The 26,195-nt window shown below is 47.5% G+C and carries 26 protein-coding genes; 19 read left to right on the forward strand and 7 right to left on the reverse strand.

The window, feature by feature from the left end; genetic code table 11:
• Window positions 1–42: 42 nt before the first annotated feature.
• The 3 genes from ABY044_RS09800 to ABY044_RS09810 form a co-directional block, all read right to left on the reverse strand.
• Window positions 43–585, reverse strand: coding sequence for a TlpA disulfide reductase family protein (locus ABY044_RS09800; RefSeq protein WP_373020290.1), 543 nt, complete (start codon window positions 583–585; stop codon window positions 43–45).
• 113 nt (window positions 586–698) lie between these two features.
• Entirely contained in the window at window positions 699–1,406 is a 708-nt protein-coding gene (hda, locus tag ABY044_RS09805; RefSeq protein WP_373020292.1) for a DnaA regulatory inactivator Hda, read from the reverse strand.
• Window positions 1,407–2,558, reverse strand: coding sequence for a DUF2066 domain-containing protein (locus tag ABY044_RS09810; protein WP_373020294.1), 1,152 nt, complete (start codon window positions 2,556–2,558; stop codon window positions 1,407–1,409).
• A gap of 171 nt (window positions 2,559–2,729) precedes the next feature.
• Here ABY044_RS09810 and purM point away from each other — a divergent pair, with 171 nt between their 5' ends.
• From purM to ABY044_RS09840, 6 genes are all read left to right on the forward strand, one after another.
• Window positions 2,730–3,779: a phosphoribosylformylglycinamidine cyclo-ligase gene (gene purM, locus ABY044_RS09815; protein WP_373020296.1), complete on the forward strand. Its 1,050-nt coding sequence runs from the start codon at window positions 2,730–2,732 to the stop codon at window positions 3,777–3,779.
• Between the two features lie 108 nt (window positions 3,780–3,887).
• Entirely contained in the window at window positions 3,888–4,562 is a 675-nt protein-coding gene (purN, locus tag ABY044_RS09820; RefSeq protein ID WP_373020298.1) for a phosphoribosylglycinamide formyltransferase, read from the forward strand.
• Between the two features lie 46 nt (window positions 4,563–4,608).
• Window positions 4,609–5,391: a DUF3108 domain-containing protein gene (locus ABY044_RS09825; protein ID WP_373020299.1), complete on the forward strand. Its 783-nt coding sequence runs from the start codon at window positions 4,609–4,611 to the stop codon at window positions 5,389–5,391.
• Window positions 5,388–6,005, forward strand: a complete 618-nt coding sequence (dcd, locus tag ABY044_RS09830; RefSeq protein ID WP_373020300.1) for a dCTP deaminase — start codon at window positions 5,388–5,390, stop codon at window positions 6,003–6,005. The genes ABY044_RS09825 and dcd overlap by 4 nt, the downstream gene beginning before the upstream one ends.
• 269 nt (window positions 6,006–6,274) lie before the next feature.
• On the forward strand, window positions 6,275–7,318 hold the full coding sequence (gene gshB, locus ABY044_RS09835) for a glutathione synthase (RefSeq protein ID WP_373020301.1): 1,044 nt from the start codon (window positions 6,275–6,277) through the stop codon (window positions 7,316–7,318).
• A gap of 198 nt (window positions 7,319–7,516) precedes the next feature.
• Window positions 7,517–7,939, forward strand: a complete 423-nt coding sequence (locus ABY044_RS09840) for a hypothetical protein (RefSeq protein WP_373020302.1) — start codon at window positions 7,517–7,519, stop codon at window positions 7,937–7,939.
• 136 nt (window positions 7,940–8,075) lie between these two features.
• Here ABY044_RS09840 and ilvA read toward each other — a convergent pair whose 3' ends face one another.
• Window positions 8,076–9,602, reverse strand: a complete 1,527-nt coding sequence (gene ilvA, locus ABY044_RS09845; protein ID WP_373020304.1) for a threonine ammonia-lyase, biosynthetic — start codon at window positions 9,600–9,602, stop codon at window positions 8,076–8,078.
• A 256-nt stretch (window positions 9,603–9,858) separates the two neighbouring features.
• On the opposite strand from ilvA, the gene ABY044_RS09850 reads away from it, so the two are divergent.
• The 9 genes from ABY044_RS09850 (at window position 9,859) to ABY044_RS09890 (ending at window position 17,593) form a co-directional block, all read left to right on the forward strand.
• The gene (locus ABY044_RS09850) at window positions 9,859–11,862 is read left to right on the forward strand and encodes a TonB-dependent receptor domain-containing protein (RefSeq protein WP_373020306.1); all 2,004 of its coding nucleotides are present in this window, start codon (window positions 9,859–9,861) and stop codon (window positions 11,860–11,862) included.
• An 83-nt stretch (window positions 11,863–11,945) separates the two neighbouring features.
• The gene (locus tag ABY044_RS09855; protein ID WP_373020308.1) at window positions 11,946–12,551 is read left to right on the forward strand and encodes an SCO family protein; all 606 of its coding nucleotides are present in this window, start codon (window positions 11,946–11,948) and stop codon (window positions 12,549–12,551) included.
• Between the two features lie 80 nt (window positions 12,552–12,631).
• Window positions 12,632–13,135 carry a copper chaperone PCu(A)C gene (locus ABY044_RS09860; RefSeq protein ID WP_373020310.1) on the forward strand — a complete coding sequence of 168 codons (504 nt, stop codon included), beginning with the start codon at window positions 12,632–12,634 and terminating at the stop codon, window positions 13,133–13,135.
• A gap of 93 nt (window positions 13,136–13,228) precedes the next feature.
• A complete protein-coding gene (locus tag ABY044_RS09865) occupies window positions 13,229–13,699 on the forward strand; it encodes a hypothetical protein (RefSeq protein WP_373020312.1) in 471 nt (156 codons plus the stop codon).
• Between the two features lie 162 nt (window positions 13,700–13,861).
• A complete protein-coding gene (rpiA, locus tag ABY044_RS09870; protein ID WP_373020314.1) occupies window positions 13,862–14,527 on the forward strand; it encodes a ribose-5-phosphate isomerase RpiA in 666 nt (221 codons plus the stop codon).
• A 110-nt stretch (window positions 14,528–14,637) separates the two neighbouring features.
• A complete protein-coding gene (locus tag ABY044_RS09875; RefSeq protein WP_373020316.1) occupies window positions 14,638–15,141 on the forward strand; it encodes a peroxiredoxin family protein in 504 nt (167 codons plus the stop codon).
• A gap of 38 nt (window positions 15,142–15,179) precedes the next feature.
• Window positions 15,180–16,460, forward strand: a complete 1,281-nt coding sequence (gene hemL / locus ABY044_RS09880) for a glutamate-1-semialdehyde 2,1-aminomutase (protein WP_373020317.1) — start codon at window positions 15,180–15,182, stop codon at window positions 16,458–16,460.
• A 96-nt stretch (window positions 16,461–16,556) separates the two neighbouring features.
• Window positions 16,557–17,087 (forward strand): elongation factor P hydroxylase, encoded by a 531-nt coding sequence (locus tag ABY044_RS09885; RefSeq protein WP_373020318.1) that lies wholly within the window; start codon window positions 16,557–16,559, stop codon window positions 17,085–17,087.
• 5 nt (window positions 17,088–17,092) lie between these two features.
• Window positions 17,093–17,593, forward strand: coding sequence for a GNAT family N-acetyltransferase (locus tag ABY044_RS09890; RefSeq protein ID WP_373020319.1), 501 nt, complete (start codon window positions 17,093–17,095; stop codon window positions 17,591–17,593).
• A gap of 64 nt (window positions 17,594–17,657) precedes the next feature.
• Here the strand turns inward: ABY044_RS09890 and ABY044_RS09895 are convergent, their stop codons facing one another.
• The 3 genes from ABY044_RS09895 to mpl all read right to left on the reverse strand — a co-directional run bounded on the left by ABY044_RS09895 (window position 17,658) and on the right by mpl (window position 22,269).
• Window positions 17,658–19,787 (reverse strand): methyl-accepting chemotaxis protein, encoded by a 2,130-nt coding sequence (locus ABY044_RS09895; RefSeq protein ID WP_373020320.1) that lies wholly within the window; start codon window positions 19,785–19,787, stop codon window positions 17,658–17,660.
• Window positions 19,788–20,129: 342 nt separating this feature from the next.
• A complete protein-coding gene (locus tag ABY044_RS09900; RefSeq protein ID WP_373020321.1) occupies window positions 20,130–20,771 on the reverse strand; it encodes a DNA-J related domain-containing protein in 642 nt (213 codons plus the stop codon).
• Window positions 20,772–20,898: 127 nt separating this feature from the next.
• Complete coding sequence (gene mpl, locus ABY044_RS09905; RefSeq protein WP_373020323.1) at window positions 20,899–22,269, reverse strand: UDP-N-acetylmuramate:L-alanyl-gamma-D-glutamyl-meso-diaminopimelate ligase; 1,371 nt, start codon at window positions 22,267–22,269, stop codon at window positions 20,899–20,901.
• A gap of 45 nt (window positions 22,270–22,314) precedes the next feature.
• Here mpl and ABY044_RS09910 point away from each other — a divergent pair, with 45 nt between their 5' ends.
• The 4 genes from ABY044_RS09910 to ABY044_RS09925 all read left to right on the forward strand — a co-directional run.
• The gene (locus ABY044_RS09910) at window positions 22,315–23,490 is read left to right on the forward strand and encodes a ribonuclease D (RefSeq protein WP_373020331.1); all 1,176 of its coding nucleotides are present in this window, start codon (window positions 22,315–22,317) and stop codon (window positions 23,488–23,490) included.
• A 66-nt stretch (window positions 23,491–23,556) separates the two neighbouring features.
• A complete protein-coding gene (locus tag ABY044_RS09915; RefSeq protein ID WP_373020325.1) occupies window positions 23,557–24,852 on the forward strand; it encodes a 6-phosphofructokinase in 1,296 nt (431 codons plus the stop codon).
• 66 nt (window positions 24,853–24,918) lie between these two features.
• Window positions 24,919–25,452, forward strand: coding sequence for a DUF2062 domain-containing protein (locus ABY044_RS09920; RefSeq protein WP_373020327.1), 534 nt, complete (start codon window positions 24,919–24,921; stop codon window positions 25,450–25,452).
• A 175-nt stretch (window positions 25,453–25,627) separates the two neighbouring features.
• Window positions 25,628–26,195, forward strand: a 568-nt coding sequence (locus tag ABY044_RS09925; protein ID WP_373020329.1) for a hypothetical protein, incomplete at its 3' end; no start/stop codon positions are given.

Genomic DNA, 26,195 nt, shown 5'->3' on the forward strand with positions numbered 1-26,195 from the left:
TTTTCACCTAAAGGCATTGGCCCTTTCCGAAAATTCGACCGACTATTTTTTCGTCATCTCACCGAAACGCTGAATAAATTCTTCCAGCATTTTCTGATCGACCATCCCGGTTCTTGCAGCAACCACCGTACCGTCCGGTGCAACCATATAAGTGGTCGGCAACCCTTGCAACTTGCCTAACGGCGAAGTTCTGCCGTCGATTTTCTGTTTGAAACGCACAATGTCATAGTTGATCATCTGAGATTCGGCAAACGCCTTGACCTTGGCTGGATCGTTATCTTCATAATTCACTCCGATGACGATAGCATCCTTGTCCTTATGTGCCTCATGAAACATGACCAAATCCGGAATTTCCACCAAACACGGCGGACACCAAGTTGCCCATAAATTCACGATAACCCACTTTCCTTTATAGTCGGAAAGCTGTGAAGGCTTGCCGTCCAAATCGACGAATTCGATCGGTTTGCCAGGAGGTTCCGCAAACGCGCTGGAAGCGATGCTTAACAAACTGGCTGCCGCGGCAACCCGCAGAAATTTCTTCAATGTCAAAATCTGATTACTCATGTTTAAAAAACGTGATTTCATTCAAAATCCTTTTAATAATTCTTGATAGTTGAACGGCCTTTTAGACAAGTCCGTTCCACTTTAAATACCCGATTCAGGTAGGTTAAAAACAGATTTAAAACTTAATTATTTGGTTAGGCATGTCCCAAGACCTTTTTCACAAAAGGCAAGGTCAAGCGGCGTTTCTCGACCAACGTCGCCTGCTCCAACATTTTCAATACCGCCAACAATTCCTGAAGATCATTCGAGAATTGCTTGATCAAATAGTTTCCGACTTCAACCGGAAGCTCGAAGCCGAGACGTTTGGCGTGACGTTGCAATGCCATAATGACTTCTTCTTTTTCATGCAAGGCCGAAAGTTTAATCGGCAATACATTCATCAGTGCTTTGGTCAATTCAGGCGTTACCAGCGACCAATCGACCACCGAATGTTCTCCGGCCAAGATCACATTGTGTCCCTGCACGCTCGACTTGGTCAGCAAATTCGCCAGCGCCTGCTCCCATTTAGGATTGCCGATAATATGTTCCATGTCGTCCAAACAAACCAACGGCGTTTGCTCAAGTCCGATCAACACATCGGGAATCAACGGCAAACCGGCATCGTTCATCGGTAAGTACACACTGGCCTGCCCCTTTTCAGTGACGTAACGACAAGCCGCCTGCAATAAATGCGTTTTACCCGCGCCGCTTTCCGCATACAGATAAAAGGCGTTACCTTTCGGCTGTTTAAGCGCCGATTGCAACGAATTCAAAGCAACCGCCAAAGACTCCTGCTCGGTGACAAAAGTCTCAAAACAGGCATCATCCCGTAGACCAATTTTCAAAGGCATCTGTACAAACACTTATTGCCCCTCTCGTAAATTGGCTTCATATTCTTTTGATAAATCAATTAATTGCGTTTCCGGCCTCTGCGCCAGTCCCTGCAATTTCATTTCCACTTTTCCGGTAAGTCCGCTTTCGGACTCTAAAGTGCTGCCGTCGATCCGCTGAAAGATTTGCAACACATCATCATAGCGCCCTTGGTAAACGACTTCAAATTCTGCACGGCTGCCTTTAATTTCCTGTAAAAACACCTTATGAATCGCCGGCTTCTGTGCATTTAAATAATTTTCTACGTCGACCAACTGCTGAGCATCGGCGACCTGGTTTATACCAAGCGTTGCCAGCCCCACCATACTGGCACTTTGACGGTATTCGTAAGAGTAACTCGCCATCATGCGGTCGAACATGGCATTCATCAACGGCTGAACACGGTCACCCTGACTGTTTCCGCTCAGAAATTCAGCACCGTTTCGATCGTAAACCCGCCAAACCAATTCGTAATTGCGGTTAGGAAGAACACTCAATTCAAACAACAATAAATACTGACTGGCAAATTGGCTTAAACGCTGCTGAACTTGTTGTTCGGAGACACGTCCTGCTTGGGGATAAAGCCAATCGGCTGTAGACGGGAATAATAAAGGCAACGCCAACAAACGTGGGTAACCTCGAAATTCGATATCTGGACGATAACTCAAAGCCTCGGGATTCAGTTTTAAAGAGGAACCGGCTTCGCGCAGCGTCCCCAAAACCAGCGTCATCGGACGTTCCGAGCTCGGCCAAACTAAAATACTGCTACGCTGAAATTTTTCCAACAAACGCTGGCGGTCGAATTCCAATACCAGATTTTGACCGATGACCACCCCTTCCTCTTTGCGCGGTGCAAAATGGTAACTGCTCAACCAGGCTTTGGCCTGACCGATCAAATCGCGGCCGACGTCGGCCTGTAAAATCCCGCCGTCTCCCGTCACTCGAACCAAAAGGTCTCGCATACCTTGACGAATCTTAGTGTCTAGATTGGGAGTTTCGACGACATTACCCGACGCATCGATCTCAGGATCGAAGGATTCAATAATGGTAAATAACTCCGACGTTCCGTTACTCTCTTCATTTGCCTGAACTGTACTTAAAGCATTAAATGCGACAATTAACGCGATTAGAATAAAACTTCTCATATCTGACTCTTAAATTTTCGTTACAATATCATAATATTTTTTGTGTACTCAGTAGAGACTTTTATAGAGACTTTTGCAAAGGCCCCGCCCCGCATCCAAATGGCTCCGTAACAAGCATACCGAGGCGCTTCGCATTAACAAAGCCTTTTAATTGGAAATTAGAAAAACGCTATGACTTCAAACAACCAATCGATCAGCTATAAAGATGCCGGTGTCGACATCGATGCAGGAAACGCGTTAGTCGACGCGATCAAACCCATTGCCAAAGCAACGGCGCGCCCTGAAGTATCCGCTTCTCTAGGCGGGTTTGGAGCCCTATTTGAACTGCCAATGGATAAATATAAAAATCCGGTATTGGTTTCCGGAACCGATGGTGTCGGTACCAAACTGCGTCTTGCAATCGACAGCGGCAAACACGATCAGGTCGGAATCGACTTGGTCGCCATGTGTGTTAACGACCTGATCGTACAAGGTGCGGAGCCTTTATTCTTCCTCGACTATTATGCGACCGGCCACTTGGACGTTGCCGTTGCTACGGACGTCGTCAAAGGAATCGGCGAAGGCTGTTTGCAGTCAGGCTGTGCGTTGATCGGTGGTGAAACGGCTGAAATGCCTGGCATGTACCCTAAAGGCGACTACGACCTTGCCGGTTTCTGTGTCGGAATTGTCGAAAAAGCGGATTTGATTGACGGCACCAAAGTAAAAGCCGGTGACATCATGCTTGGTTTGGCTTCCAGCGGCCCACACTCTAACGGTTACTCGTTGATTCGTAAAATCATCGAAGTTTCCGGAGTTGACCTGCAAAAAGACATCGACGGACAACCGTTGATCGATGCCTTAATGGCACCGACCAAAATCTATGTTAAATCCCTATTGGAATTAATGAAGTCGGTTGAAGTTCATGCGGTATCTCATATTACCGGTGGCGGTCTATTGGAGAACCTTCCTCGCGTCATGCCTGAAAACACCATGGCTAAGATCGACACTAACAGCTGGCAGCGTCCTGCAGTATTCGACTGGCTGGAAGAAGCCGGTAACGTCGAGTATGAAGAGATGCACCGTACGTTCAACTGCGGTATCGGTCTGGTCATCGTGGTTGACCAAAACGATCAGCAGAAAGCGATTGACGCCTTAACCCAAATGGGTGAAACCGTTTCCGTCATCGGGCAAATCGAAGCTTCGGATCAAGCGGAACCAAGCGTTTCCCTATTTAAGGGTTAAAAAACCGACGGCTGGCAACACATAATTGCCAGCCGACTATCCGGTCTCTAAAATCTCGATACAACTCCGTTAGAGGCCTTTTTAACGACCACTCGAACAAATCGACCTATGAAACAACCTTTGCGTATTGCCGTTCTTATCTCAGGAAGCGGTTCCAACCTTCAAGCGATAATCGAGCATCAGCAACATCATCCCGATCTCTACGAAATTGTTTTGGTTTTATCCAACAAGGCTGACGCCTATGGTTTAGTGCGGGCGCAAACCGCCAACATCGAACATTTGGCGATTGACCATCGCAACTATCCGGACCGTGCCGCATTCGATGCCGAATTAAAAAAACAGATTGACGCTAAACAGGTCGATTTAGTGGTGCTTGCAGGTTTCATGCGCATCCTGACCGACGGTTTCACCGAGCACTACCTTGGTAGAATGCTCAATATTCATCCCTCTTTATTACCTAAATATCCAGGCCTGAATACGCACCAAAAAGCCATTGATGCCGGAGACGCCCAACACGGTTTGAGTGTCCATTTCGTGACTCCGGAACTCGACGGCGGCCCGGTCATTCTGCAATCAGCCGTGGATATCGTTCCAGAGGATGATGCAGAAAGCCTCAGGGAAAAAATTCATCGTCAGGAACATATCGCTTACCCTCTTGTGGTTCAATGGTTCGCGGAAGGCAAGTTGAAATATGAAAATGGGCAGGCCTGGTATAATCACAGTCCTCTGCTTCAACCACTGCAACTCGAGTCGATGCAAATCGCGGAACCGGCAGTGAACTGACGCAATGTTACGCCAAGCAACCTTCATTTAAGGGAGTCCGTGCCGCATGTTCCACCCAACCTCAAACAGTCGATTCTCGAACTTCGTTTTGAATAAACATCGCTCTTTTTCGTTGTTCTCATTCTTTGCACTGACTTTACTCTTTGCAACCCATGCCGCTCATGCCGCTACGATTAAAACGTTTTCCGCCAAGTACGAAGTGCAGGCTTTTGATATCAAACTGGGTACTTCGGTACAAACCCTGGAATGCAATGGACAGGAGTGCACTCTGACCGCTAAGGCAAAACCCAGCGGTTTGGCCAGCATGTTCATTAACGAAGCCACCGAAGAAGTTATTCATCTCAAGCAGACCGACAACGAATTGATTTGGCAGAGTTATCAAAAAACCACGCACACTAATTCCAAAACACCTGAAATACTGAAAACCGTTAAATTCGTTAAAACCGAAACCGATCCGGTTCAAGTGCATTATGTGGAAAAAGACCGCTTCTGGCCGCTGCATTCCAAACTATTCGATATGGTTTCAATGGCCTATGCATTACAGTACGCCAAACTCAACCAACAACCTCTGAACAACTTCTATCTACAAGATACCGGAGCTCAGGATGCCGTCACGGTTGAACCTTACGGGGAAGCCGAAAATCTCGAATTAGCCGACCTGGAAACCAGCGTGGAAAGCGAACAGTATCGTTTTGAGACCAGTAAGGCCAAAGTAAAAATATGGTTACTACCGAGATATGACTATTTTCCCGGACGCATTGACGTTTATAATATCGAATCTGAAAAAACTATTACCCTTATATTAGAAGAGCTTCCCAAACCACTATGAAATTAAGCGATCGCGACATTATCCAATACCTTAAAGTGGGCAAAATAACCATTGACCCGCAACCAACGCAAGACAAAATCAAAGGGATCAGTGTCGATTTACGTCTGGATAACCGCTTCCGCGTCTTCAATGACCACACCGCCCCTTTCATTGACTTAAGCGGTCCGCGCGACGAAATGCAAGCGATTATGGACACTGTCATGGGCGAAGAGATTCTAATTCCCGAAGGCGATGCATTCTTTTTGCATCCCGGCGAGTTGGCGTTGGCGGCAACGGCTGAATCGGTCACCATTCCCGATGACCTGGTCGGCTGGTTGGACGGACGTTCGAGCTTGGCGCGTTTGGGGTTGATGGTTCACGTAACCGCTCACCGTATCGATCCGGGCTGGCACGGTCAAATCGTACTTGAAATTTTCAATAGCGGTAAACTTCCTCTGGCTCTGCGTCCGGGCATGGACATCTGCGCCATCAATTTCGAGACGCTATCCAGCGCCGCTGTTAAACCCTACAATAAACGTGCTGATGCAAAATACCGCAATCAAAGCGGGCCGATCGCCAGCCGAATCAACCAAGATCAAAAAGACGACGCACAATTAGATTTGCTTGAAAGCTAAGCCGTCGCCCCGATGGTCCTGCCGGCGATCAAACCGACCGGCAGGATAGCTTTCAACTGCCCCCCCCCCTCCTCTACACGAACAATTCCATCTTTCTTTTTGTATTTTTTCGCATTAGTTTGCGATTAATTGTCACGCTTTGCTTTACATTTTTACAAATTAACCGATAATTCGTCCTATCTTTACAGCCGTCTTGAACGGGTATCACATCACTCTTTGAACACATACGCTGTTCACAATTTTTGGCCTCTTTACATAGGTAACGACTAATGAATATCGGCTTTATTATTGCAAACTGGGATCAAATCGAACCAACCAAAAATTCCACCATTTTGATCATTCGAGAGTGTATGAAACGAGGACATAACGTCTTCATTCTCTACCCCCAAAACCTGACCGTGCGCAATAACATCGCCTACGGATACGTTAAAAAAGTAGAGAAAATGGATAAGATTCCCGAGAACATCGTCCAGTTCTACAAAAAAGTAACCTTCAAACAGACGCTGACGCCTTTGCACGGCCTGGACAGCCTAATGATTCGCAAGGATCCGCCAATCGACCCGATCATGTTCAACTTCCTGGATGCGATCAAGGACGAATGTGTCATCATTAACGACATCGACGGCGTGCGTAAAGCCAACAACAAACTGTATACCACCACGTTCAACGATCCAAACAACAACTTCTTGCCGATCACTTATGTCTCCAAAAACAAAGAGTTCATTCGCCACACCATCGACGAAATGCCGGGCGACAAAGTCATTCTAAAACCGTTGGTCGGTTCGGGCGGACACGGCGTGATCGTACTTGAGAAAAACGCTCAATCCAATATTAATTCGATCCTTGATTTTTATATTCACGGCCAAGGCGACGATAACTACATTATCATCCAAGAATACATCGAAGGCGCCGAAGATGGTGACGTTCGCGTATTGATGTTAAACGGAAAATTCCTTGGTGCTTATAACCGCAAGCCGCCTGAAGGTGACGTGCGTGCCAACATTCAAGTGGGTGGAACCGCACACAAATACAAAATGACCGATTCGCAAATGGCGGTCTGCCGTAAAATCGGCCCTCGCCTGGCGGCCGACGGCCTCTATTTCGTCGGTGTCGACATGATTGGCGACAAAATCCTGGAAGTCAACGTATTGAATCCGGGCGGCATCAGCAACATCAACCGACTGGACAAGAAAAAACTGCATGTTCCGGTTGTCGACTTTATCGAAGAAAAAGTACACGAAAAAGAAGAAAAACGTGCCGACTTGGAATACTTGATCAAACGTCTCAGCGACTTTAGACAGTCCGAACATTAATTCGTTTTCCACTTAAAAGCTCGTCCGTAGCCGGGAATGCTGATACCGAAACAACGGTTAATTCCCGGCACCAACCACAATAAACAACAAGCCCCAGCTTTCGTTCAACCTCTGCGATGCGTTTACAAACACATACCGTCGAACGAACATGAACAGCCAGCCTGTACCCGCACCTCAAACACAAATAAAGGAGAGGTTATGCATACGCTTTTACGCCCGCTTTTCACCCTATTACTGGGTTCTTTTCTAGCTTACTTGCCGCAAGCCAACGCGGAAAACATGTCGTCGATGGAAAACGTCCACATGCAGCAAATGATTCAACAAATGAACGAAATGCAGCGCTGCCTACAACAAATCGACGAAATCGAACTGCAAAAAAATCAAGAAAACATGAGTCGCTTGGAAAACAAATTAAGAGCCTTATGCAGCGATGGGAAACGTGATGAAGCACAAACAGAAGCATTGAAATTCAGTCGGGAAATACAAGATTCTAAAATCTTCAAACAGATTCAATCCTGTACACAAGAGATGCAACAGCAAGGTTTCATGCCTAAGCTGCCGACTTTAGAGATTGACGACCAAGGCAACAGCCAAACCCATATTTGCGATCAACTGAAATAATCCGTTCGACCGCCAAGCCAAAAACAAAACAGGCCCGGTAAGAAACGCTTCTTACCGGGCCTGTCAAACACATTCAAATTGACTCAGACGGTTTCAACCATCCAATTCAATTCAATTCAAACCTGAAAATACCTTATTACTGTTTCGACTTTAAAAACAGACGATAACCGGGATTATCCTGTTCATTCACGAACGGATAGCCTAAATTCTGCAAATAAACCTCAAAGTCGTCACTTTGTTCCGGCGGCACTTGTACGCCAACCAAAACACGTCCGTAGGCTGCGCCATGGTTTCGATAATGGAACAGACTGATATTCCACTCTTCGCTCATCTGCGACAAAAATTGCAACAACGCCCCCGGTCTTTCGGGAAACTCGAAACGGTACAACAATTCGTTTTGAACGCCGTTGGCGTGACCGCCGACCATATAACGCAAATGCAGCTTCGCCATTTCGTTATCGGTCATATCTTCCACCGCATAACCTTTGGACGCCAGTTCGTTCAGGATCGCTTCGCGTTCGGGACGTCCGCCTTCGGTTCGCACCCCGGCAAATACCACCGCCGATTTTGGATCGGAATAACGGTAATTGAATTCGGTAATCGAACGTCGTCCGCCCAAGAGTTCGCAAAACTGTTTGAAACTGCCCGGCTGCTCGTTAATGGTTACCGCAAAAATCGCTTCGCGTTTTTCACCCAGTTCGGTACGTTCGGAAATATGACGCAAACGATCGAAATTCATATTCGCACCACTGACGATCGACGCCATTTCCAAACCGGAAACTTCATACTTTTCGACGAATTTCTTCATTCCCGCCAACGCCACTGCACCGGCTGGTTCGGCAATCGCACGCGTATCTTCAAAAATATCTTTGACCGCAGCGCAAATCTCATCGGTTTTAACGGTGATCATTTCGTCAACGCAAGTTTGCGCGATTCTAAACGGAATTTCCCCAACCTGAGCGACGGCCACACCATCGGCAAACAAACCGACCTGATCCAACACCACTCGCTCGCCGGCCTTTAAGGCTTCGGTCATACAAGCGGCATCTTCCGGTTCCACCCCGATAATCCGGGTTTTAGGGGATACCTGTTTAATAACGGAAGCCACACCGGAAATCAATCCGCCGCCGCCGACCGCGACAAAAATCACGTCGAACGGTTTACTGTGCTGACGAAGCATCTCGAGCGCAATGGTGCCCTGCCCGGCAATCACATCCAAATCATCATACGGATGGATATACGTCAGGTTCTCTTCCGCCATCAATTGTTTAGCGTATTTGGAAGCTTCGTCGAAAGTGTCGCCGTGCAACACAACATTACCGCCCAAGTTTTTAACCGAATTAACTTTGATCGGCGGCGTGGTTCGCGGCATGACAATGGTCGCCTTAATGCCCATCTTGGAAGCCGACAAAGCAACGCCCTGCGCATGGTTCCCCGCCGACGCGGCAATCACACCCGCTTTTTTCTGCTCTTCGTTCAAATGCACCATACAGTTATAGGCACCGCGTAATTTAAACGAAAACACCGGTTGCAGATCTTCGCGTTTCAACCACACATTATTCTGCAAACGTTTAGACAACAAAGGCGCCACCTCAAGCGGCGTCTCCTCGGCAACGTCATAAACGGGAACGGTTAACACTCGGCGCAAAATTTCTTCTGGCATTCAACTTCCTTAGGCTCATTCAATGGAACACGGCTAAAACATTTATTGAAGAATAAAACTGGCGGCCATTATAGCATTTATAAAACTGGATGAATTGTGCGATGAAAACACGTGATAATTGATCGACATCATGTATTCAAACATTCCTCAATACTTCACGGCAAACCGTTAAGAATATCTCAACCCTTACCAACAATATGGATTAGTAAAATACCCGCAAATTAAATATCAACTATCCTAGACTAAAGGCATAATCATGTTTTCAAGAAAAAAACTTTCCATTGCTATTTTAGCGGCGCTTTCCGCACCTTCCGCGGTATTTGCTGCGGACATCACGACCATTGAAGTCGTCGATAAGAAAGAAGCCTCTCAGCAAGAAACTTACACCTCTGAAGAGTTGACGCACACAGGCAATACGGAAACGGGACAAATCTTGAGACAACTTAACGGCGTGGATGCCATTCGCATGGGCGGTCACGGTCTTGACGTTCAAATTCGCGGTCAGCAAAACACTCAGTTAAACGTGATTCTAGACGGTGCCGAAATTGCCGGCGGCTGTCCTAACCGCATGGACCCTCCAACCTCTTACGCCGAAGTCGGTAGTTATGACAAAGTCACCGTCATCAAAGGTGTTCAATCGGTACAGTACGGTGCCGGCGGAACAGGCGGAACCGTAATTTTCGAACGCACGGCTCCAACCTTTGAAGAAGGCAAACCTTATCAAGGTGAAATCAGCGCGGCAACCGCTTCTAACGGACTGACCCAAGACTTGAACGCCAAAGTGGCGGCGGGTAGCGACAAAGGTTATGTCGTACTTCAAGGTTCTAAAAAGTCGGCTGACAACTATAAAGACGGGAATGGAGACGAAGTCAATTCCAGCTATGAAAGCCAACAAGGCCGTATCGATTTAGGATGGCGTCCGGACGCGAACAACGAATTCAAATTCTCTTACGAGAAAAGCCGCACTGACGATGCGTTATATCAAGGTGCCAGCATGGATGCGCCACTGTCCGATGCAGACATCAAGCGTCTGAGCTATGAAGGTAAAAACCTGGCTAAGAACCTGCAAGGCTTAAAAGTCGAAGTGTATCAGTCAAACGTCGAACACGTCATGAACAACTTTGAACTACGCACTGCGATGGATCCAACCAAACTAATGGAAACTCCGTCTAAAACCGAAACAACCGGCGGTAAAGTAACCTTAACCAGCCAATTCGGCCACACCAAACTGGACTATGGGGTCATTCTTCAATCCGAACAGAAGAAAGCTTCTCTATACAACCGTTACCCGGATCCGGATGCCCTATTGTTCAAAATGTGGCCGGATGTCTTAACCGAACAAAACAGCGTATTCGCAGAAAGTACCTCTTTGTTCCGCGACAACCAGAAAGTGATTCTTGGCTTGCGTTACGACCAGGTTAAAGCCGAAGCGCGCGACGTGAACATGATGGCTACCAACCTATACACCAATGCCAACAGCGACTACTCCGGCGATACATCGGTAGACGAAGGAAACTGGAATGCATTGGCCCGTTACGAGCGTGCATACAATAACGGCGTCAGCTGGTTCGCAGGCTTGAGCCACTCAACCCGCACGGCTGATGCGACCGAGCGTTTCATGAACAAAGGCGGTTCCATGCCTTCCATGTGGTGGGTTGGTAACCCGGATTTGAATCCTGAAAAACACAACCAGTTCGACATCGGCGTCAGCCGTAACACCAAGTCTTACGACGTTAGTGCATCGGCCTACTACGACTCGGTTGAAGATTACATCCTAAGAACTAAAAATGCGGCAGGTTCATCCGTCTACGTTAACAAAGACGCCACCATCTACGGAATGGAACTAGCGGCCACTTACTATGTTAACCAAGCATTCAAAACCGGTTTCAATGCGGCGTTAACCAAAGGCGACAACACCACGGACAACACCAACTTGGCGAGCATGACACCGTTATCGGGTAACGTTTTTGCGGAATATTACACCGAAAAAATGTACGCCGGCGGACGCTTCAACTTTGCAACCGAACAGGATGAGGTTTACGACGTCATCGACGAAAAAGCCACTCCGGCTTGGAGTACGGTGGATCTTTATGCGGGTTATAATGTCAATAAAACCTTTAGCCTATCGGCCGGTGTTGATAACCTATTCGACCACGCCTACTACAACCACATTAACCGTGAAGACCCTACAACAGGGAACATCTACAAAGTTAATGAACCGGGTCGTAACGTCTGGGCAAAAGTTACCGCTAAGTTCTAAGCGTCAGTTAGTATGAACTTTTCTAAAACCGCCTCGGAATCTCTTCCCGGCGGTTTTTTTGATTTAAACAAGGACACCTCAGCGTGAAAACCAAATATCTGATTACCATCATCGGTCTAGGCATTCTTTTAGGCATTGGCTCTTTCTTTGTTCCCAGCCAGAACACCGCCGCAACGGAAGCCAAACTGATATCAAACGACACTCCGGTCGGAGGCGACTTTACGCTCACCGCCGCGGACGGCAAACACTCCTTAAGCGATTTCAAAAACAAGTTGGTATTAATCTATTTCGGCTACACTTACTGTCCTGATATCTGCCCGACCAATCTGGGGAATTTATCCGTTGCTTACCGTCAATTAACGCCGGAAGAAAAAGCCAAGATACAAATTCTATTCATCTCCGTCGATCCCGAACGCGATACCCCGAAACGATTGAAGCAATACTCGGATTATTTCGAATCCAACATCATCGGTTTGACCGCTGACCCGGCGACGATCGCCGAAATCAGTCGCCATTACGGTGTGGTTTATGCGAAAGTCGACGATCCCAATAACGGAACCAACTACGCAGTGGATCACTCTGCATTCACCTATGTCGTCGATCAGCAAGGCAAATTACGGGAACAACTTCCGCATGCAACCCATCCGGAACAATTTATAAAAACCATCCGTAAATACCTTGAAAATTAAACGAGAATCACTATTTAGACTAAAATCTTCTCTAAACGGCTTCACCCCCTTTTAGGGACTTACAATCAAAGGAAATCATCATGTCATTACCTTCATCGTTCAAAACCAAACTTGTCGCCATCGCTTTCGGAACCATGGCCTCATTCAGTTCTTTCAGCGTTTTTGCCGACCAGGCCGAACAGATCGAAATCAGCAACGCTTACGCCCGTGAAGTACCTCCCGGTGCACCGGCCAGCGCCAGCTTCATGACATTGACCAATAACAGCGATCAGGACATTAAACTGGTTGAAGCCCAATCCGGAGCCGCGGAAGTGGTTGAACTACACACGCACAGCAACGACAACGGCGTTATGCGCATGCGCAAGATCGAAAACATCAACATTCCCGCTCACGGTCAAGCCGTACTTCAACCTGGCGGATTGCACATTATGTTGATCGAACCGGTAGAGCCCCTTCAACAAGGACAAACCGTCAAGTTAAAACTTAAGTTTGAAGACGGTAGCCAAAAAGCGGTTTCTATGCCGGTTAAGTCGTTGAAAACCATGAGTATGCCAATGAACCATAACCATGGCGACATGCACTAAGACCAGGCAAAAGACTGGATTTTTTGATGGGTTAAAGGTACACTACCCGGCGTTTTACCTATCAAAAAACCTTAATAATAATAGGTACATAGAATGAAAAAGAACATCCAAAAAAGCTTTTACGGCATCCTTGTTTCAGGCTTGATGATCGGCTCGGTTCAAGCTGGAGAGACCAAAATAAGCGAGATGAAAAATCTGGATATGTGTGTGAACTACTCGACACTGGAATCCGAAGAAGATAAAAAAGCTTACTATGATGAATTGAATCATCGCGGCCAGTTGAGTTACAAAGATATCGAACGCCTTCCAAAAAAAGAAGTGGGTAACAGCTCGACGATCTGCGGAATGTATATGGCGCTAGGAAAGCCGCTTGCCGAACAAGCTCGCCAAATCCGTCCGATGACATTCAAAGCGGTACACGTCTATCCGGACATGTACTATGTCTCACAATCAGGGATGATTGTTGAAACTTTCGAACGTAAGGAAGGCACCATGCCTCCTCAACTTGCTGCCGATAAACCGGACGTAGAACCACCACCGGTTTTATACAAAGCGCCTAAATAAACCAAGGTTGAGCATTCAACAAGCCGCCGATCATTGTCGGCGGCTTCAGCCTTGTATTTTCACGGCAAGTGCAACGCTATACAACCTCCATGTTATTGATTACAATTACGCCACAAAAAATAGCGACAAAATTAAATCAATAAAATAATTAGAGAGATAATCATGACACAAGATGAACTAAAACAAAAAGTAGCTCAAGCAGCGATCGAGTATGTCGTACCGGACACTATCATCGGTGTGGGAACGGGTTCAACCGCAAACTTCTTCATTGACGAATTGGCAAAAATCAAAGGAACCATTGAAGGTGCCGTCGCCAGTTCTGAAGCCACGGCGGAACGTCTTAAAGGTCATGGTATTCCAGTTTTAGACTTGAACTCGGTCGCTGAAATGTCCGTGTACATCGACGGCGCCGATGAAGCCGATCCAGGACTTCACCTTGTAAAAGGCGGCGGCGGTGCTTTGACTCGCGAAAAAATCGTTTTGGCGGTTGCCAAAAAATTCGTCTGCATTGCCGACGACAGCAAAAAAGTAGACGTTTTAGGTAAATTCCCGCTACCGGTTGAAGTCATTCCAATGGCTCGCAGCTATGTTGCCCGCGAAATCGTTAAACGTTTCGGCGGCGAACCTGTGCTACGCGACGGCTTCACTACCGACAACGGAAATGTGATCCTGGACATTCACGGTTTGGAAATTACCGATCCGGTTGCGATGGAAAACGAACTGAACAGCATCGTCGGTGTCGTCACCAACGGTCTATTTGCTGCCCGTAAAGCGGACGTTTTCCTTTGCGGAACGCCAAACGGCGTCGAGACGATTACGGCTGAATAAAACCGCATCGAAAATAACGCTTGTTTTAAATCGGGTCCATTGCTGCAATGTAGACCCGATTTTTGTATATAGAGTAGTTTTTCACCCCATATAAAAAGTGATTCAATCCCATGCAAAACATTGGTAGTAAACTTTTCGGCTTATTAGTCATTGCACTGCTGGCCACCCTGCTCTACTTCACAGTCTTTTCCGACGGATTAGGCAAGGCACCTGCCGTAACCGTTAACAACACCCAAGGTCAAAGCATCGACCTTAGCCATCCTAAAAAACCGGTATTAGTCAATTTCTGGGCGACCTCTTGTCCCGGCTGTATTGCCGAAATGCCGCATTTGGCCAAAATGAAGCAAGAGTTGGGAGACCGTTTTGAACTGGTTGCCATTTCCATGCAATACGACCCGGCTTCGCAAGTTCAGAAATTCATTCAGAACAACCCTTACCCGTTTATTTTCGTTATGGACAGCGACGGCAAACTCTCTAAAGCGTTCGGTGAAGTACTATTAACACCGACCAGCTTTTTGATCGCGCCAAACGGCAACATCGTCTATCAACAGATCGGCGAAGTGCAGTTTGACTTGGTGAAAGAACGCATCAAGCAGATGAGCCCGAAACTTTAAGTCCAGACATTATCAGATCACGCATTAAAGGAAACCCGATGAGCAATTCACACGACCTATTCCAAGCCGCCCAGAAACATATTCCCGGTGGTGTCAACTCACCTGTCCGCGCTTTTAAAGGCGTTGGTGGTGATCCGGTGTTCTTTAAGGCCGCCAAAGGCGCGTATCTGGTTGATGAAGACGATAAAAGCTACATCGATTATGTCGGTTCCTGGGGTCCGGCCATTCTAGGGCACGCTCATCCGCAAGTCATTAAAGCCGTTCAAGACAAAGCCGAAGACGGTTTATCCTTCGGTGCGCCGACCAAAATCGAAACCACGATGGCTGATTTGGTCTGTGACTTGATTCCTTCCATCGACATGGTTCGTATGGTCAGTTCAGGTACCGAAGCTACCATGACCGCGATTCGTCTGGCACGTGGCTATACGGGACGCGACAAGATCGTTAAATTCGAAGGCTGCTACCACGGCCATTCCGACTCTTTGTTGGTTAAAGCCGGTTCCGGTGCTTTAACGCTAGGCGTTCCTTCTTCTCCGGGTGTTCCGGCGGCGCTAGCCGAAGAGACGTTGACTCTGACGCACAACGATGCGGAAGAAGTTAAAAAAGTCTTCTCGGAAATCGGCGACCAGATCGCTTGTATCATCGTCGAACCGGTGGCAGGAAACATGAACTGTATCCCGCCGGAAGAAGGTTTCCTGGAAACTCTGCGCGAAGTTTGCGACCAACACGGTTCGGTTTTGATCTTCGACGAAGTCATGTGCGGTTTCCGTGTCGGCCTGACCGGTGCACAAGGTCGCTATAACGTCACCCCTGACCTGACTACCTTCGGTAAAGTCATCGGCGGCGGTATGCCGGTCGGCGCTTTCGGCGGTAAACGCGAAGTAATGGAACACATTGCGCCTCTTGGCCCGGTTTATCAGGCGGGAACACTTTCGGGCAACCCAATTGCCATGGCGGCCGGTTTGAAAACCTTGGAATTAATTAGCGAAGAAGGCTTCTTCGAAGCACTTGAAGCAAGAACCACCCGTTTGGTCAAAGGCTTGCAAGCAGCGGCGGACGAAAACAACATCCCGTTCACCACCAACCAAGTCGGCGGCATGTTCGGATTCTTCTTCAACGAAGAGAAAAACATCAGCCGTTATGCACAAGTTGCCAAAGGTGATATGGAACGCTTCAAAGCGTTCTACCACGGCATGTTGGATGAAGGCGTTTACCTGGCGCCTTCGGCTTTCGAAGCGGGCTTTGTCTCATCGGCTCACACCGATGCCGATATCGACGCCACCGTCGATGCGGCCCGCCGCGTGATGGCAAACCTGTAATCCAGGCCTTTGTGGATGAGTGTTATTATATAAACACTCATCCTTTCCATGACTTCTTACGATTCCCCGCAATCAATTTCGCCACTTTCGAACACCATGAATCATACCCCCGAACAAGCCGTTAAACTGTTTAACGCCCTTTTTATTCCCACCTACAACACCGAACTGGTCTGTTGCGAAGAAGAACCGATCTACCGTCCGGCAGACGATCAACACCCGCATCACCGTATCATTTTCGCCCACGGTTTTTTTGCCAGTGCCCTGCACGAAATCGCGCATTGGTGTGTTGCGGGAAAAGAAAGACGTTTGTTGGAAGATTTTGGTTACTGGTACGAACCGGACGGACGCACGGTTGAACAACAAGCGGAATTCGAGAAGGTGGAAGTCAAACCGCAGGCGTTGGAATGGATTTTTTCGCAGTCCGCCGGTTTTCCATTTCAGTTTAGCGCCGACAACCTGGCATTAGACAATCAACCGTCTGCAAGCTTTAAACAAGCGGTTTATCAACAAGTGCAAGACTATCTGAACAACGGCCTGCCCGAACGCGCCCGTATGTGGTCGGACGCTCTGATGAATCACTATCGCCCCGACACGCTATTGAATTCAGGCGAATTTCGATTAGAGTAATCAGCATGATTATTCGAAAAGAAACCCCAGCCGATTTTGAGTCCATTACCAACGTTACCGTTGAAGCTTTCAAAAGCCACCCTATCAGCCGTCAGACTGAACACTTTATCATCAGGGCATTAAGAGCGGCGGAAGCGTTAACACTTTCGTTAGTAGTTGAAATCAACGGCCAAATCGTCGGGCACATCGCTTTTTCGCCTATCGAAATCTCTGACGGAACGCAGGAATGGTTCGGATTGGGGCCTATATCCGTGTTACCCGAATATCAGCAAAAAGGCATCGGAACAGCATTAATCAACAAAGGCTTATCTGAATTAAAAGACTTGGGAGCACAAGGTTGCGCATTGGTAGGCATGCCGGAATACTACAACCGTTTCGGGTTTAAGAATTTTCCGCAATTGATTCATGAAGGCATTCCACAGGAAGTATTCCTCGTTCTACCGTTCTACGACAAGGTGCCCAAAGGTACGGTGACATTTCATAAAGCGTTTAACGCCGAAAGCTAACGAACCTTCGGCTTGTCCAAACTCATCAACGGCAACAGCGCTAGATCAGTAACCTGTACCGTCATTACTGTTTGTGAATCAGGCTTTCTCCACCGGCCTTCTTATCTAAAATTTCAAAGAACTCCATCAACGATTTCAAATTGGCTGATTGGTGATTCAAGGTTTCGGCAGAAGCCGAAGTCTCTTCTACCAAGGCCGCATTCTGCTGGGTAACGGCGTCCAAATTGGTCACTGCCTGATTGATCTGTGAAATGCCCTGCGCCTGTTCTTTCGAAGCGCCGGTAATTTCCGAAACCATATCCGCAACCTTTTGAATGGTTTGGTTAATGCTCTCCAGCGTTTCACCGGTTTGCACAACGAACTTGGAACCGTTTTCGACATTGGCAACCGATGCCTCGATTAAGACCTTAATCTCTTTCGACGCTTCTGCAGACTTCTGAGCCAAAGAACGAACCTCACCTGCAACCACGGCAAATCCCCGTCCGTGCTCACCCGCCCTTGCCGCCTCAACCGCTGCGTTCAACGCCAACAAATTGGTTTGGAAAGTAATGCTATCCAACAAAGTGATAATCTCGGCGATACGCTTGGAAGACTCGGTAATACTTTGCATGGCTTCCACGGCCCGACTGGCGATTGCCCCGCTGTTTTTAGCCTCCTCGGAAGCCTGAACCGCATATTGATTGGCCTGATTGGACGTATCCATATTGTGATTAACCGTTGCGGTAATCTGCTCCATGGAAGCGGCGGTTTCCTCTAGCGACGCCGCCATTTGTTGGGTCCGTTCGTTCAAACTCAACGAACCTTCCGAAACCTCGCCCGACGTATCGGCCACATTACTCGACACATCGAGAATGTCCGCCACAATTGAATTCAAGTTTCTGATGCTGGTGTTTACCGCTTCTTTAAGGGTATGCAGTTCGCCCTCGTAATTATTGGTAATACTCTGCGTCAAATCGCCTTTTGATTGCGCCACCATCACTTTAGTCAAATCTTTCACGGCATTATCAAGGTTGGCCATCGACTGGTTGATGCCGTCCTTCAATTTAGCCAAATCGCCTTTGACGTCGACGGTCACTCTTTGATCGAAGCGTCCCGCCCGCATATTTTCCATCACCCCGACAATCCCGTTAATGGAAGCGTTTAAAACATCTATGGTGGCTTGGCTCTGATCGAGAATTTCCCGATAACCGCCTTCCGCATCGGATTCGATCTTAACCGAAAAATTCCCCTCGGACAGCGCATGCATGACACCGACCAACTCCTGCATGGTCGAGTCGATCTGTCCTGCAGAGTGATTCACCCCATTTTTCAGTTTCAGGAAATCACCTTCCATCTGTAAGTTAATTCGTTCCTTAAACTCACCCATCGCAATGTGTGCCACCACCCGATTAACTTCGGAAAACGTCTCACGAAGAAATGCCACATGTTCGTTGAATTGACGAACGATCTCGCCTATTTCATCTTTCTGGTTCAAATTGATCTGCGCCGTCAAATCGCCTTGATCGCGTACTTGTCCCAACGCATTCGACATCATCAACACCGGAGACACGACCGAACGGTTCAAAGCGAAGAACAACCCGGAAATAATGGATAGAACAATCGCGATAATCACCGCCGTTTTAATCGACTCGTCGATCAAGGTGGCTTTAACGTCATCGACATACAGTCCCGTGCCGATAATCCATCCCCACTCTTTTACGCCTTTGACATAACTCAGTTTTTCTACCGGCTTATCACTTCCGGGTTTGCTCCAGTAATAACTGACATACCCGGAACCGGATTGTTTGACGGCCGCAACCATCTCGTTAAATAGATAAACCCCGTACGGATCCTTGGACTGCTTCAAACTTTTGCCGTTTAATTCGGGTTTAATTGGATGCATGACCATCTTAGGCTCATAATCATTGATCCAAATATAATTACCATTGTCATAACGATAAGCAGCAATCAAAGTCTTTGCCAAACCTTGAGCCTCTTCAACGGACATCTTGCCTTCTTTGGCTTGTTGGCTGAGGTTTATGACCTGATCGGTCAACCCGTCCACCACGGATTCGATCAATAAAGCTTTGTCTTTAGACATTTGTTTATATTGGCCGTATAGGTTCAAACCGGCGATAAAAACAAAAGAAAGGAGTACGGCGACCAATACCGTAATCAACTTGGTTTTAAGCTTTAAATTTAAAAAATAGTTCACTATAAGCCACTCCATCAATAAGCGGCTGAAGCGTATCCAATTGAGGAGAATGACGCTTAACCCGCTATGCTTATTATTATTTTATTGTTTCTCATCCATTCTCCCATAACCATAAAATTAAAATGGCTTTCCAAGAACAGTTTCTTTTTATAGAGAGGGAAAAGTTTTAAATATCAGGCAAAACTAATAAAAGTATTAAATATTAATAACTTAGAATAGTTACTTATTGGGTGTCCCATTGGATAATGGGTATTAATATTGACAATTATCAATAAGAAATTTGTTTTAAGAACAGTTCTGTTCCTAGATGGCAATTCGCGATTTACAGCCACTTAAAATTTATTAAGAAGACGACCTTAAACTCGATAACAAAATATCTTTGGCGTCGCAAATTTGTCTAAACCGTTTAGGGTCGCCGCCCTTATCGGGGTGATGTTGCTGGCACAAAGCACGAAACCGTTGCTTCACTTGCTGTGAAGATAACGACTCCTCCTCCAAGCCTAAGGTTTCCAGTGCGTTCGACTTAGCCGCCGAATCAATCGGTTGAAGCGGTTCTCCGGCCATTGTTCGCCAAAAATCGTCCAATAATCCAAGCACGTCTTCTTGCTGCGTACTTAAAAATTCGTTGTAGTCCAAATAGTAAGATTTGATCGGATCGTGTTTAAGCAGTTCGGATTGAGAATTGCCGGAGGCATTGGCAACCGGGCTGTTTTCATCGAGATGAATGTCCGTGGTATGAATGCTCAACCAACCGCGACATTCTTCATGCCAGCGGTCTTGGAGACGATAAAGCAGATGGAACAATAGAAAATGCGACCGGAACATTGTCAAAGGCTCCAAGTCCGGTTTGAACTCTTCCAGCCCTTTCGACGCCAAATACAGCATCAACCGATATTCGCTGATCGTTTCCTCGGCATTTAAAATTTGCCATACCAACGATTCGAATCTTTCGGGAATCGGCGGAACCTCAATCGAAGCGGGCATAGTTGAAGTTCCTTCCTGAGGTTTGATTATTTATGTGACTTTTCGTCTTGTTTCTTAGGCGGCTTGATCATCCAGACAATCCAAGCCACCACCAAAATTAAAACGCCAATTTCAAGCAACGCCCACATCAACGATTTTCCAGTGCGCTCAACAATTTGTAATGAATACCGCCGAAACCGCCGTTACTCATAATCACCACAGTATCGTTTGGCTGGAGTTCTTCGGTTAAACGTTTCAACAGGCTTTCGTACTCATGTTCAACCACCACCGGCGCCTCGAAAGCCTCCAATGGCAACTGCCAGTTCCAGGCAGAATCGATAAACGCATAAACCGCATCCGCTTCCGAGAAGGCCGCCGGTAATGTCTGTGCATGAACGCCCATTCGCATGGTGTTGGAACGCGGTTCGAACACGGCGACCAATCGACCGGGCCTGTTCAGCTTTTTAAGCTGGTTTCTCGCCCCTTGCAAGGTCGTCGCGATCGCCGTCGGATGATGTGCGAAATCATCGTAAATCTGAATATCATCGGCTTCGCCGATCAGGGTCATTCTGCGACGGATACCTTTAAATTCCGACAAGCCTTCCACCGCAATACGCGCCGGTACGCCGCAATGCACGGCAGCGGCAATCGCACTCAATGCATTACGCACGTTATGCAAACCGCTCATCGACCATTTGACCCGTCCCATGCAACTGCCTCTAAACATCACCTCGAATTCCGAGCCATCCTGTTCGTATAGCTTGTAACTCCATTCGCCTGCCGAGCCTTGCTTTTCGACCGCCGTCCAGCACCCCTTTTCAATCACTTCGTCCAGATTCGGTTCGTCGGTTGGCATCACAATCAGACCGTTACCCGGCACCGTGCGCACTAGATGATGGAACTGCTTTTGAATATCTTTGATCGAATCGAAAATATCGGCGTGATCGAATTCCAAATTATTCAACACGCACGTTCTAGGGCGGTAATGAACGAACTTGGAACGTTTGTCAAAAAAGGCGGTGTCGTATTCGTCCGCTTCCACCACAAAAAACGGCGAATCGCCCAGACGTGCGGAAACCCCGAAATTCTCGGGTACGCCGCCGATCAAGAAGCCCGGATTAAGCTTGGCGTATTCCAAAATCCACGCCACCATCGAGGCGGTCGAAGTTTTGCCGTGCGTACCGGCCACGGCAATTACCCAACGGTCTTTAAGAATCGTTTCCGCCAACCACTGCGGACCGGAGGTATACACCTGCTGGGCGTTCAAGGTCGCTTCGACGGCAACATGGCCGCGACTCAATGCATTCCCGATCACCACCGCATCGGGTTCGGCTTTTAAAAATTCCAGATCCTGTTCGTCGCTAACCTCAATGCCAGCCTGTTCCAATTGTGTGCTCATCGGCGGATAAATCGCTTTATCCGAACCGCTTACGTCGTGCCCCATCGCTTTAGCGATCTGGGCAATGCCGCCCATAAACGTTCCCGCAATACCCAAAATATGAATCTTTTGCTTTTTCACACAATTATCCTTGCTCTCAATTGAGGTTACTCTTACACTTTGGCTATGCAAAATATAGCCTATCTTTATATCCAAACCGAAGACGAATTGAACCGTTACAGTCAGCATTTGATTGATCATGCCGACATCAACTGGATCGCGATCGATACCGAATTCGTCCGTACCGACACTTACTTTGCCGAACTGAGTCTGGTACAAATCCAAGACAATCTGGGCGAAGTGGCGATTATCGATCCGCTGGCTATTCAGGAAAACGGTCAATTAACCGGTTTAATCGATCTACTGATCCAACCCGACCTGCTCAAAGTGTTTCATTCGGCCCGTCAAGACATTGAAGTATTGTATCAACTCGCACATAAAATGCCCGTTTCAATTTTCGATACCCAGTTGGCCGCCATCTTCTTCAAACACGGCGATATAGCCGGTTTTGCGCGTGTGGTCGAAGCCGAATTGAATCATAAACTGGATAAGACCCAAACTCGCACCAACTGGCATGCGCGCCCTCTGACCGAAGAACAGATTCAATACGCTATCGATGACGTTCATTATCTGGCTCCCTTGTATGAAAAATTCATCCACAACCTAAGCCCGGAACAGAAAGCCGCCATCCAGCACGACTGCGATGCTTTGCTGAACGAAACCTTGTACAGACCCGATCCGGCGTCGGCAGGTGAAAAAGTCAAAGGCGTACGCAACTTCAAACCGAAGCAACTTGCGATCGTTCACGCTTTGGCCGAATGGCGCGAACGCTTTGCGATCGAACATAACCAGCCTAAAAAATGGGTTATGAGCGACGAAGTGATTATCGGCATCGCCAAACGTCCTCCGCAGGTCGTCGAAGCACTCTACAAAGTGCCGAACGTCAAGTCCTCATCCGTTCGCGATTTTGGTGATCAATGGATTGAATGTATCGACAAGGTGTTTGCCTCTTCGCCGGATTCCTGGCCGCAGCCGGAACCGAAGCCGGAACCGATCAGTCCGCAAGAAGACGTTTTGGTCGGATTGTGCATGAGTTTCTGCCAGCAAGTCGCCCACGACTACCACATCAATCTACACAACCTGATTCATAAATCGGAACTGCTTAAAATGATCCGTACGCCAGAATCGGACGCCCTAAGCGGTTGGCGCAAATTATTGGTCGAAGCGCCTTTAAGATCGGTACTTTCCGGCGAGTCTTGCCTGCAAATCGAGCAGGGAAAACTGCAACTGAAGCGTCATTAAAAAGCAACCTAGAAACGCTTGTAATTCGTTTATAATGCCTATTAATAAAATTGATAGGCTAGGATCATGAGCACATCTCATTCACACAACAAACCCTCGAAAAACGTTCTTTTCGCCCAAGCGGGCGGCCCGACAGCGGTGATTAACGCCAGTGCCGCAGGTGTGATCGAAAAATGCCATGCTCATCCTGAAACGTTCGGAACGATTTACGCCGCCATCAACGGCATTAAGGGCGTACTTGAAGAACAATTAGTCGACGTCAGCCAACTTTCCGGCGACGTGATGGAACGTATCAAGAATCAGCCCGCCGCCGCATTCCAAGCCTGCCGTTTCGACCTGGACCCGATTGAAGAAAACCCGGCTCAATATCAACGCGTTCTGGAAGTTTTCATGGCCTATGACATCGGCTACTTCTTTTACAACGGCGGCAACGGCTCAATGGTCACCGCGCAAAAGGTTGCAGACTATTGTTCGGAACACGGTCATCCGGTGGTCTGTATCGGCGTACCTAAAACCATCGACAACGATCTGGCGCTTTCGCATTGCAGTCCCGGTTTCGGCAGCGCCGCCAAATACTTAGCGACCAGCTTACTTGAAGCAACCTTAGACCTGTATTCGATGCACAATACCTCCACCCGCTTTTTCGCTATCGAAGCGATGGGACGTAACGCCGGCTGGCTGGCGATTGCAGGCGGTTTGATCAAAAAACAAATTCCGGACGTACCGCTAATCGTCCTAACGGCCGAACGCCCTTTCAAACGCGAACAATTCCTTCAGAAAGTCCGTTATTTCATGGAAACCAAAGGCTACTGCACCTGCATCGTCTCGGAAGGCTTAACCGATGAAAACGGTCAGTACATCTCCATCGAAAACGTCGAACACACCCATTTGAAAGACTATACCCAACTTGGCGGCGTCGCACATACGATCGCTAAAATCGTCAATAAAGAGTTCGACTGCAAAACCCACAGCGCCGTGCCCGATTACCTGCAACGCGCCGCCAGCCACCTGGTTTCGCAAACCGATTGGGAAATGGCATACGGTGCCGGTCAGGCAGCGGTGCAAGCAGCGCTTGACGGCGAACACGGCGTATTACCGGTCGTCGAAGCCATCGGGCACAACCCATTGACGTGGCGTTACAAAAACATCGACCTGTTTGCCGTTGCCGACTTGGAATACCGCGTGCCGGACGAGTTCATCACCGAGGACGGCATGGATGTCACCGAAGCGGCCTTGGACTACCTGTTACCGTTGATTCAAGGCGAACGTGCAATACAATTTAAAGACGGCCTGCCGGATATCCACCCGTTGAAATTCGACACCGTCGAACTTCGACTACCTAAATACCAGGCAATTAAGTAATTGTTTTTAATTTGTTTTTTAACAATACGAGCAAATACTTTCGCCAAACTCTGCTAAGATATCGATATGTTTCGTTATATCCGTTTAAAAATTCATCAAATCGGGCGTAAAACCAAGCGCTCGGTTTTTTTGAATAAATATTTTCCCCGCTTCAAAGACCGAATCTATTGGGCTGGAGATCGTAAATCATTCGCACGCGCCGGATTTATCGGTTCGTTCTGCATGATGTTGCCGGTTCCCTTCCAAATGGTCTTGGGGTCGGTGTTTGCCTATTACCTGCGAGCCAACATTCCCCTGGCAACCGCTCTGGCTTGGATTACCAACCCGATCACCATGTGGCCTATCTGGTACGGCGGTTATAAATTCGGTGTGTTTGTCATGGGAACCGAAGACCTATACGACATTTCTTCGAACATCCCTATCGCCTCGGAACAGTGGTTCAACGAAGTATTTCCACACATTTGGCAACCGTTCTTCTTCGGTAACATGATTCTGGGCGTCATGATCGGAAGCGTACTTTATATCTTTATCGCGCATTTTCACTGGCTAAACGTCTGGCAAACCGTACGAACTCGTTTGCAAAACCGCCAATCACGATAAATCTCCTACATACAAAATTAAATCTATATCCGTCACCGCTGCTTTTCTAGACACCCTACATAAAATATGGATATACTGAACCGGATTTTTAAGCAGCGGGCTTACCCTTTAAAATGCAAAATAAATATCAACCATTACAGGCAACGCTCTGTATAAGCAGAACAAACACGGCCAAATGTTAAGTAGACTCACCCCCAAACAGTGCGCTCTCATAAAGCAATTTCTACTTGTCTTTATTGGTTTATTACTCGCCGTAGGCCTGATTATTAGCAGCTGGTATAACGTAAAATCCAATCAAGAGTTTCAATATTTAAAGCAACAAGAACTCCGCCTGCTTAAGCTGCATGAAACCTCCATCTTTCAGGAATACGAATCGGTTTTATCAGACCTGCTGACACTCGGCTCACTCCCCATGACACCAAGCGCCCTGGTGAATCAGAACTTCAATCAAGCGATAAAAACCCAACTTGCCGACACCTATAAAACCGTTTCTCAAACGCGGGGCCGTTACAATCAGATTCGTTATATCGGCGAAAACGGCCAGGAAATTATCCGGATCAATTACGACGACGGCCACGCCAGCATTGTGCCTGACGACAAATTACAAAACAAAACCCACCGTTACTATATCCAGGATATTTCCAAACTCGCTCCGAATGAAATTTACATTTCAAGAATAGATCTGAATATAGAGAACAAACAAGTGGAATTACCTTATAAGCCTGTGATTCGGGTCGGTATGC

The organism is Thiomicrorhabdus sp. (genome assembly GCF_041583835.1).
Lineage (GTDB): Bacteria > Pseudomonadota > Gammaproteobacteria > Thiomicrospirales > Thiomicrospiraceae > Thiomicrorhabdus.